The organism is Colwellia sp., from assembly GCF_013215345.1.
Lineage (GTDB): Bacteria > Pseudomonadota > Gammaproteobacteria > Enterobacterales > Alteromonadaceae > Colwellia.
In genome coordinates this window covers 1-10,021 of the sequence record NZ_JABSOV010000132.1, presented here as the reverse complement: position 1 = coordinate 10,021, position 10,021 = coordinate 1, and the positions used below count along the sequence as shown (strand labels likewise).

Annotated in this window: 10 protein-coding genes and 1 tRNA gene; 4 read left to right on the top strand and 7 right to left on the bottom strand. The window is 39.1% G+C overall.

Features of this window, described 5'->3' with window-relative positions; translation table 11 throughout:
- From HRT50_RS15705 to fdxA, 6 genes are all read right to left on the bottom strand, one after another.
- Window positions 1–165 (bottom strand): integrase arm-type DNA-binding domain-containing protein (locus tag HRT50_RS15705; RefSeq protein WP_291616181.1); only part of this gene is annotated, 165 nt, incomplete at its 3' end.
- 165 nt (window positions 166–330) lie between these two features.
- Window positions 331–407: transfer RNA gene (locus HRT50_RS15700), tRNA-Val, on the bottom strand.
- A gap of 134 nt (window positions 408–541) precedes the next feature.
- Window positions 542–1,939: an MATE family efflux transporter gene (locus HRT50_RS15695; RefSeq protein ID WP_291616179.1), complete on the bottom strand. Its 1,398-nt coding sequence runs from the start codon at window positions 1,937–1,939 to the stop codon at window positions 542–544.
- 177 nt (window positions 1,940–2,116) lie between these two features.
- The gene (locus HRT50_RS15690; protein WP_291616177.1) at window positions 2,117–2,323 is read right to left on the bottom strand and encodes a CPXCG motif-containing cysteine-rich protein; all 207 of its coding nucleotides are present in this window, start codon (window positions 2,321–2,323) and stop codon (window positions 2,117–2,119) included.
- A 136-nt stretch (window positions 2,324–2,459) separates the two neighbouring features.
- On the bottom strand, window positions 2,460–3,380 hold the full coding sequence (locus tag HRT50_RS15685; protein WP_291616176.1) for a fructosamine kinase family protein: 921 nt from the start codon (window positions 3,378–3,380) through the stop codon (window positions 2,460–2,462).
- 100 nt (window positions 3,381–3,480) lie between these two features.
- Window positions 3,481–3,816: a ferredoxin FdxA gene (gene fdxA, locus HRT50_RS15680; protein ID WP_291616173.1), complete on the bottom strand. Its 336-nt coding sequence runs from the start codon at window positions 3,814–3,816 to the stop codon at window positions 3,481–3,483.
- A 147-nt stretch (window positions 3,817–3,963) separates the two neighbouring features.
- Here fdxA and HRT50_RS15675 point away from each other — a divergent pair, with 147 nt between their 5' ends.
- On the top strand, window positions 3,964–5,649 hold the full coding sequence (locus tag HRT50_RS15675) for an NAD(P)/FAD-dependent oxidoreductase (protein ID WP_291616171.1): 1,686 nt from the start codon (window positions 3,964–3,966) through the stop codon (window positions 5,647–5,649).
- Window positions 5,650–5,755: 106 nt separating this feature from the next.
- On the opposite strand, the gene HRT50_RS15670 is transcribed toward HRT50_RS15675, so the two are convergent.
- Window positions 5,756–6,487 carry a hypothetical protein gene (locus HRT50_RS15670; protein ID WP_291616169.1) on the bottom strand — a complete coding sequence of 244 codons (732 nt, stop codon included), beginning with the start codon at window positions 6,485–6,487 and terminating at the stop codon, window positions 5,756–5,758.
- A gap of 489 nt (window positions 6,488–6,976) precedes the next feature.
- Between HRT50_RS15670 and thrS the strand changes: the two genes are divergently transcribed.
- From thrS to rpmI, 3 genes are all read left to right on the top strand, one after another.
- Window positions 6,977–8,890 carry a threonine--tRNA ligase gene (gene thrS, locus HRT50_RS15665; protein WP_291616167.1) on the top strand — a complete coding sequence of 638 codons (1,914 nt, stop codon included), beginning with the start codon at window positions 6,977–6,979 and terminating at the stop codon, window positions 8,888–8,890.
- Window positions 8,891–9,009: 119 nt separating this feature from the next.
- A complete protein-coding gene (gene infC / locus HRT50_RS15660) occupies window positions 9,010–9,567 on the top strand; it encodes a translation initiation factor IF-3 (protein WP_291616165.1) in 558 nt (185 codons plus the stop codon).
- Between the two features lie 190 nt (window positions 9,568–9,757).
- Complete coding sequence (rpmI, locus tag HRT50_RS15655; RefSeq protein WP_019029135.1) at window positions 9,758–9,952, top strand: 50S ribosomal protein L35; 195 nt, start codon at window positions 9,758–9,760, stop codon at window positions 9,950–9,952.
- Window positions 9,953–10,021 lie beyond the last annotated feature (69 nt).

The window sequence follows — 10,021 nt, the reverse complement described above, 5'->3', positions numbered from 1 at the left end:
ACGTGATTTGGTATGGGGCTTATAATAATCAAATATCCACGTTTTGAAACCGTTGGGCTTTACTCTTAACAATAAGCCGCCACCATCGCTAAGCTTATAAACCTTTTCTTTTGGTTTTGCTTGTTTTACTTCTGTATTGGTTAGTGGTTTTGTTAATTTTGCCATTTTGGAGTACCGCAAGTTGATAGATTAGTCTAGTACTCCTAAAAGTACTCCTAAAAAGTGCGGATGTCACGGAACGGCATGAAATAGCAATAGACATAAAAAAACCCGTAAAACCTTTGGTTATGGGCTTTACGGGTTCTTTTAGAGGGTTATTAAACCCTAATTTGGTGCTCGCTACGGGACTCGAACCTGTGACACCTTGCATGTCATGCAAGTACTCTAACCAACTGAGCTAAGCGAGCAGCTGTTGATAAATCAACGAGGGCTATGTTAGCCCCTGAACAATCGCCTTGCAAGTGCTTTTATCTAATTCATTGAGAAATAAGTATTACTTGCTGATTAAAGCAACGAAGTGGCTAAATATAGTGCTAAGCAATTAAAGTGTTGCTACCTGACTCGTCTCTTCTTGTGCCTGTATGTCATTTTTAATGCGTTGTTGAATGACCTGTAAGCGCCAAGCAAGTAATATCGCAGCGGTTGTTAAGCCAATAATAAAACCTATCCAAAAACCATACGGACCCATTTCAGGGACAATCCAGTCTGTTATTCCTAGGATCAAGCCAACGGATAAACCAACGACCCAATATGAAACAAAGGTAATATATAAAATAGATTTGGTGTCTTTATAACCGCGTAATGCCCCTGCTGAAATCACTTGAATGGTATCTGAAAACTGATACACAGAAGCAAGTAACATTAAACTCGCCGCTAATTCTATAACGGGTGCCTCAGTACTATAAATACCGGCAATTTGTGTTCTAAACAGCACAGTGATTAACGCGGTAAAACAAGCGAGTGCTAAGCCAAGTATTATCGAATATTTTGTATAGTCTCTGGCTTGTTTAAAGTTCTTATGGCCAACGGCATAACCTACTTTAATGGTTGTCGCGATGGCAATACTTAGCGGTACCATAAAAATTAAGCCGGTAAAATTTAAGGCAACTTGGTGGCTGGCGACAACTTGCGCGCCAAAAGGCACTAATATGATAGCGACAATGGCAAAGAGGCTAACCTCAAAAAGTAGTGATAAAGCGATAGGAATGCCTAAGGCAAGAATTGCTTTTATTTCAGCTAACACTGGCCAATAAAAGGCACTAAATAAGTTGGCTTGTTTGAGTACTTTTGAATAAAAGCAATAAATAAGCATACTGATACACATAGACCAGTAAACTAACGCCGTTGCTAGGCCACAGCCGGCACCGCCAAGAGCGGGCATACCAAATTCTCCATAGATAAATATATAGTTTGCTGGAATATTTACCAGTAAACCTATAATGCTGATTATCATGGTCGGTTTAGTGTATGAGAGGCCTTCTGAATAGTTTCTTAGCACCAAATATATGCAATAGCCTGGCGCGCCCCAGACAATAAAGCCTAGATAGTCAAACATCAATGCTTCAAGATTGCCTTCTAGCGTAACAAGTGGTGCAACTATCGGGGTGAGTATGTAGTACAGGCCTATTAATGATATGCCAAGTAGCAAAGCTATCCACCCGGTTTGATAAGTTTGCTCTACCACATCAGTGTATTTCTTTGCACCAGAAAGCTGAGAAACAATAGCCGCCAGCGCCATAATTAATCCGTAGATGGTCAATATCAGTGGTAGCCAAATACTATTTGCCACCGCCACTGCGGCTAAGTCAGTAGCACTGACGCGTCCAGCCATGACAATATCGACAAAACCCATTAAGTTCTGAATTAATTGGGCAATTAAAATGGGGTAAGTCAGTTTTAATAAGCTTTTACTATGAGTGCGGAAGTCAGCTAGGTTCATGTCATCGGTAACTTTAATAAAGGGGGAGGGGGAAACGATTATCGAGCATCGTTAAACTGACAGCATAATAGATGAGATAGCTTGAGCAAACAAGGCAAAAAATGTCGAAAAAATAAGGAATGCATTGCTTTATAGCGACAATTAACTCAGCAGTGCATGTGGCTTTTAAAGGTGTGGTTAGAATACTTGTTCATCATCACTATCAACGGTTAATTGAATGGTCTTTCTATATTCATCTATGTGTAAATGGTAGTGAATTTCCATGCAACACGCAGGGCATTCATCGTAATAGTCTTGATCACCAGCAGAAGCATCTAACGTTGCGTGCAAATGGTGGCCACAGTGAGGACAAGTAATGCGTTTTTCACTGAGTTTATTGATCATAGAGCCTCCATAAAGAAAGGGGGAAAGTTTAACGCTTCTTTATTTAGTATGACTATTTTTAATTAAATTACCAAAAATAGCGGGGTGTTTTAGCGCTTATTAGCCAGTTCATTGATCTATATCGTATCTTACGTTATTAGTGTAAAGGTAGTGACATAATTCGTGATAATGCGGCTTTGGCTTGGTCAATATAGATACCACCAAAAATATTAGCGTGATTGAGAATATGGTAAAAATTATAAACTAATTTTCTTTGGCCATAGCCGTCATCTAAAGGGTATTCTGCTTGGTAGCCATGATAAAAGTCGTCAGGGAAATGACCAAATAACTCGGTCATGGCAATATCAACCTCACGGTCACCGTAGTAACAAGCGGGATCGAAAATCATCGCTTGTTCACCGCTAAAACCAGTATTACCTTGCCATAAGTCGCCATGAACTAAACAGGGTGTTACTTGATGATGAAGTAAGGCGTCGTGACAAACTTGGGCTATGTGTTCAATATTTCCGAGTATGATGGAACGTTCAGATAATAATTGTAATTGCCAAGCAATGCGTTGATCAGCAAAAAAAGTTGTCCAGTTACTACTCCACTGATTAGGCTGAATTGTGCTGCCAATGTAGTTGTCATGTTGCCAACCAAACTGGCCATGGCGAGTTTCATAATGCATTTGTGCTAGTTGTTGACCCAGTTGGTACCAAAGTATAGGTTTGGCTTTACTGAAGTCGATATAATCGAGTACTAAAAAGCTTTTATCTAAGCTGGTTCCTAGGGTGGTTACCTTTGGGCTAGCAATATTCGCTAAGGTGTTAAGTTGTTTTAATGAATAGGCTTCGGCTTGAAAGTTTTCTAGGTAGTCTTTGTTATTTATTTTTATAAAATAAGAACGCTGGCCATCAGAAACTTTAAAAGTGAGGTTTAATGGCGGCGCTTTATTATCAAGTAAGCTAGTGAAGGCAGAGGCCTTTGTGCCACCGAGAGAGATTTCTTGCGTTGTTGAAATATAAAATGGCTTCCCAGTTTCAATGCTAATGGCTTGTTCAATGCAGTGCCACATAGTTGTCTCCAAGGGTAATTATATCTTTTTAGTACACCTTTTTTAGTATAGCTGCTTTCCTACCGACTGTGACTTAGCTGGACGTGACATTTTTTGACTTTTAGTCATCAGATTCAATGTCTAAATATTGGATTTTATCGGTTACCCCATCCCACTTTTTCGCATCGGTTAGAGCAGGCTTTATTTCAGTTATTCTAGGCCAGTGCTTGGATAATTCAGCATTAAGTTCAATAAACTCTTTTTGGTCTGCAGGTACATCATCTTCTTGAAAAATAGCACCGGCAGGGCATTCAACAGGACATAGGTCACAATCAATACAATCATCAGGGCTAATGACGAGAAAATTAGGCCCTTCATAAAATGCATCAGCAGGACACACTGCCACACAGTCAGTGTATTTACATAATATACAGTTATCGGTTACCACAAATGCCATAGTGTTATCTAAAATCGTTAATATTTATCTTAATAGGGGGTAGATCATACCTTTGTTGCGGGCAATTTCAATCTCTTGTTTCTAAAATGATAGCGTACAGGTAAAATAGTGAAAAATATTACTCTTCCTAATGCTGGATCTTAAAGAATGATTCGTTTAACCAATATTAAACTCGCCCTTGACCACCAAGAGCACGAACTTGAACAAGCCATTTTAACTAAGTTATCAATTACAAATGATCAATTAGTTAATTTTACAATGTTTAAACGTGGTTATGATGCACGCAAGAAAAATAAGATCTTCCTGATTTATACCCTTGATGTAGAAACCAATATTAATGAAGAGTTACTGGCAAAATTTAGTGATGATACTCAGGTAAAAGTAACGCCAGATATGGCTTATAAATTTGTTAGCCAAGCACCAAAGAATCTTAAAAACCGTCCGGTTGTTATTGGTATGGGACCTTGTGGCTTATTTGTTGGGCTAGTATTAGCTCAAATGGGCTTTAATCCTATTATTCTAGAGCGCGGCCAAGAAGTTAGACAGCGCACCAAAGATACTTTTGGTTTCTGGCGGAAAAAAATATTAAATACTGAATCTAATGTGCAATTTGGTGAAGGCGGTGCAGGAACTTTCTCTGATGGTAAGCTCTATAGCCAAGTTAAAGATCCTAAGCATTACAGTCGTAAAGTCTTAAATGAGTTTGTTGCTGCAGGTGCACCGGAAGAAATTCTTTATGTAAGCAAACCTCATATTGGCACTTTTAAACTGGTTACCATGGTTGAGAAAATGCGTGCTGAAATTTTTGAACTTGGTGGCGAAGTTCGCTTTAACCAGCGAGTCGATAATATTCACTTTACTGATGTTGATGGTAATGAATGTACTACCGAAGGTATAGAAGGTTACCAAAACAAACAAGTAACGGGTTTAACACTTTCTAATGGCGATTATATTGAAACTAATCATATCGCTTTAGCTATTGGCCATAGTGCTCGTGATACCTTTGAAATGTTATTTGATGAAGGTGTTTACATTAAAGCTAAGCCATTTTCTGTTGGCTTTCGCATTGAACATGAGCAAGCAGTTATTGATGAAGCACGTTTTGGTAACAATGCCGGTAATGAAATATTAGGCTCTGCCGATTATAAATTAGTGCATCACTGTAGCAATGGTCGCTCGGTATATAGTTTTTGTATGTGTCCTGGTGGCACTGTTGTTGCCGCGGCATCTGAAGAAGGTCGCTTAGTGACTAACGGTATGAGTCAATATTCTCGTCATGAACGTAATGCTAATAGTGCAATTGTTGTTGGCATTGAGCCTGAAGATTTCATGACTAGTGAATTTGCCAGTGAACGTGACTACGTTCTAGCCGGTATCGACTTTCAGCGCAAATTAGAAGAAAAAGCTTATAAACTTGGTGGCGGAAACTATGATGCACCAGTACAACTTGTTGGTGACTTCCTTGCTGGGCGTAAAAGCGGCGACCACGGTAGTGTAACGCCATCGTATAAACCCGGTGTTACTTATTGCGATTTAAGTGAAAGTCTACCTGATTATGCTATAGCGGCAATTAGAGAAGCGCTACCTGCTTTTGATAAGAAAATAAATGGCTTTTCAATGGCAGAGGCAACATTAACTGCAGTAGAAACGCGCACGTCATCACCCATTCAAATTACTCGCGATAAAGTAACTATGCAAAGCCTTAACACTCAAGGCTTGTACCCTGCGGGCGAGGGAGCTGGTTATGCCGGTGGTATATTATCCGCGGCGATTGACGGTATTAAAATCGCCGAAGCAATGGCGCTCTCAATAACAGCAGAACAAGAAGCTTAATATTGCAACATCAATATACAAATACGTTTGTGATGTTAAAGGCCTTTTTATTAAGGCCTATTGCTTAAGGTCAATTACTTAGGGTCAATAGGTTAAGGTTTATTCCTTAAGGTATTGCTGATAATTCAGTAATACCTTTAATTGCTTGTCGTTGCCATTTTTCTGCTGGCAACTGACGTCTAATATTACGCATACTTTTCCAAATTGATTTCAGCGCTAAATGATCCGCCAACCATGTTGGTATGTCCCCGCGCCCATCTGCGATAAACGTATATTCAATCGTTATTTCTGTTTGCCTGCTGGCAGTGGCATCACCTGCTATTCGCTGAGGTGTGATTTTCCAATGAGCATTATGAATTTTTACTTTTAAATAATCGTCAATATTCCTTACCGCTAGCGGACTGGCTTTATCAGCAGTCATAGCACCAATATCTGTTATGTTGATCTCAACACTGAGATCATCGTTTTGCCAATAAGTGGAATTAAGTATTAATATTCGAGGCTTAAATGGCCAAATTTTTGCTAATTTAATATAAAAGCTATGTTCTGTGGCTGAGTATTGCTGAATGATTTTACTTTCTCGGGCATTAATCAACCAATTTTGCGTGTTACTGACATCTTGCAAAAATAATAAGAAGCCGGCGAGACTTGAATGAACAGTCGTTGTCGCTTTAATTTCGATAAGTTGTTGCTCAGCTATACCATCGAGTGTCACTGCACGATAACTGACACTTTGTGTACTGGTCTTTTTCCATAATTTCCATGGGGCTTCTGAGGCATTGACGCATTGTTGGGCGGGATAAAAAATAAGTGCAGTAAGGAAGAGTAATCTTTTCACTAATACCAGCTAGTTGTTAATTGCTTTCGTAATACTATCACTGATTTATCGGTAAAGTGCTATGCAGACTTTTTTACAAAATCTGGGCAAATTTTTGTTTTGCTATTTTGAATAGCAAAAAGTGTTTAAATCTTGTTGAAAACCCTTGTTTTAGCAGGGCAAGGCTTTTACAATCAGCGGATTGAAAATCAAATTTAAAAAAAAGAGCTTATCGCTCTTTTTTATGTTCAGGACGAACGGAGCTATTTTTAAGTTTAACTAAGCACACGCAGACGTGGCATGGATGCCACTTAATAGAGAATGCAGACGGTACAGGAAGTACCTTATTAGATAATGCAGGAGCAATTATCCTGAGCACATTCTCCTGAGCAAGGTGCTGTTCAATACGAACACATATAAGTTATGGTAATTGCCATTGCTTAATCATTTAAATCATATTTATAAATTCAAGCGACGCTTTGTATGCTGCCGCCACTGATAAGGAAAAACATGCCTGTAATTACTCTCCCTGATGGTTCAACTCGTTCATTTGATAATAGCGTTTCCGTAATGGACGTTGCCCTTGATATTGGTCCTGGTCTTGCTAAAGCGACTATTGCGGGTCGTATTAATGGCGATCTAGTTGATGCTTGTGAACTGATAACACAAGATGCTTCCTTACAACTTATCACCAGTAAAGATAGCGAAGGTTTAGAAATCATTCGTCACTCTTGTGCGCATTTATTAGGTCATGCTATTAAGCAATTATGGCCTGATACGAAAATGGCAATTGGCCCTACCATCGATAATGGCTTTTATTATGATGTTGATTTAGATCACACCATTACCGAAGATGATTTAGTTAAGCTAGAAAAGCGTATGACTGAATTAGCTCGTAGTAATTATCAGGTTGTGAAAAAAGTGGGTTCGTGGCAAACCGCACGTGATGCCTTTGCAGAACGTGGCGAGAGTTACAAAATTGAAATCTTAGATGACAATATCTCTCAAGATGATATGCCTGCTTTGTATCATCATGAAGAATACATTGATATGTGTCGTGGCCCACATGTGCCAAGCATGCGTCATTGTCATCACTTTAAATTAATGAAAATTGCCGGCGCATACTGGCGTGGCGATAGCGACAATAAAATGTTGCAACGTGTTTACGGCACTGCATGGGCCGATAAAAAGCAACTTAAAGCTTATATCGTGCGTTTAGCTGAAGCTGAAAAACGTGATCACCGTAAAATTGGTAAAACTTTAGATTTGTTCCATTGGCAAGAAGAAGCGCCAGGCATGGTGTTTTGGCATAACGATGGTTGGACTATTTATACAGAATTAGAAAAGTTTGTTCGTGAAAAACTTCGTACTTATGATTATGACGAAGTGAAAGCGCCAATGATGATGGACAGAAGTCTTTGGGAAAAGTCTGGTCATTGGGATAAGTATAAAGACGGTATGTTTACTACTACCTCTGAAAAGCGTGAATACGCGATTAAACCAATGAACTGTCCTGGGCATGTACAAATCTTTAACCAAGGTTTAAAATCATACCGCGATTTACCACTACGTATTGCAGAGTTTGGTTGTTGTCATCGTAATGAACCATCAGGCTCGTTACATGGCCTAATGCGTGTACGTGCTTTTACTCAAGATGATGCTCATATTTTCTGTATGGAGTCGCAAGTTCAAGACGAAGTGAAAAAATGTATCGAAATGGTTTACGATATTTATGGTTCATTTGGCTTTGAAGACATCATTGTTAAGCTTTCTACTCGTCCGGAAAATCGTATTGGTAGTGATGAAATTTGGGATAAAGCTGAAGCTGGCTTAGCACAAGCTTTAACCGACAGTAATATTGAATTTGAATACTTACCAGGTGAAGGTGCTTTTTACGGTCCTAAGATTGAATTTACTTTAATGGACTGTTTAGGACGAGCTTGGCAATGTGGCACAGTACAACTTGATTTTGCTTTGCCAGAGCGTTTAGGCGCAACTTATGTTGGTGAAGACAACGAAAGATATACTCCAGTGATGATTCATCGAGCTATTTTAGGATCATTAGAGCGCTTTATTGGTATTTTAATCGAAGAGTACTCGGGTAAATTTCCAACATGGTTATCGCCGACTCAAGCGGTAATTATGAATATTACCGATAAACAAGCACCATATTGTAAAGAAATCGTTAAAAAACTCAAAGAAAATGGCTTTAGAGCAAAACAAGACTTGAGAAATGAGAAGATAGGCTTTAAAATCCGCGAGCACACTTTGAAGAGAGTTCCTTACCTTTTAGTTGTCGGTGACAAAGAAATGGAAGCAGGCGAAATTGCTGTACGATCTCGAAGTGGTGATGATTTAGGAAAAATGTCGGTTGATGACTTTATTGCTAAACTATCTGATGAAGTGAAAACGCGTCAGTCATAGTTAAAACAGCAATAAATTTTAAACGGATATTATAAAAGTAAATTAGTCTGCCTTTTATGTAATTAAGCATTAAGAGGCAGAGATTAAATAAACAGCTAAAATGAGTTCTTTGGAGGAACATGGCTATTAAAGGTGGACAACGAGGCGGGCGTAAAGAGCCAGCTCATCGTTTAAATGAGTTAATTACAGATATCCCAGGCAACGAAATTCGTTTAATTAAGTTTGACGGAGAGCCAGGTGGCATCGTTACATTTGATGAAGCAATGGACCAAGCAGATGATGCTGGTGTTGATCTTGTTGAAATTAGCCCTACTGCTAAACCACCCGTTTGTCGTGTGATGGATTACGGCAAGTTTATCTATGAAAAAGCTAAAGAGCAAAAAGAGCAACGTAAAAACCAGAAACAAATACAGGTTAAGGAAATTAAATTCCGTCCTGGTACAGATGAAGGCGATTATCAGGTAAAACTACGCAACCTGAAACGCTTTTTAGAAGGCGGCGATAAGGTCAAGGTTACATTACGTTTCCGTGGCCGTGAAATGGCCCATCAACAACTCGGTTTAGATTTGTTAACTCGTGTTAAAAACGATTTAGCAGAGCTTACTGTACTTGAGTTCTTTCCGCGTCGTGCGGAAGGTCGTCAAATGGTGATGGTCTTAGCCCCTAAAAATAGATAAAACTTGGTTTGACAAGTAATAGGATATTTTCGGATGTCCTATTCACCAACTTTATCTTTACGCTGGTAGTAAAGGCTTGCAAGTAAAGTGACAGACTTTAGTTAAATAAAGAAAATTACTTTCGCCCTCGCTACTTAATATTTGGCATATACCACTTCTTCTCGAAGGGTATAAATGCGGAGTTATTCACATGCCTAAAATGAAAACCAATAAAGGTGCTGCAAAGCGCTTTAAAAAAACAGCCAATGGCTACAAGTTCAAACAAGCTGGCCTTCGTCATATCTTGACTAAGCGTCGTACTAAAGTTAAGCGTCATCTTCGTGCTAAAAGCATGATCGCCGCAGCTGACATTAAGTCAGTTAAAAAACTTTTACGTCACGGTTAATTAGGAGATATAGAAAATGGCTAGAGTAAAACGTGGTGTACAAGCTCGTGCACGTCACAAAAAGGTTCT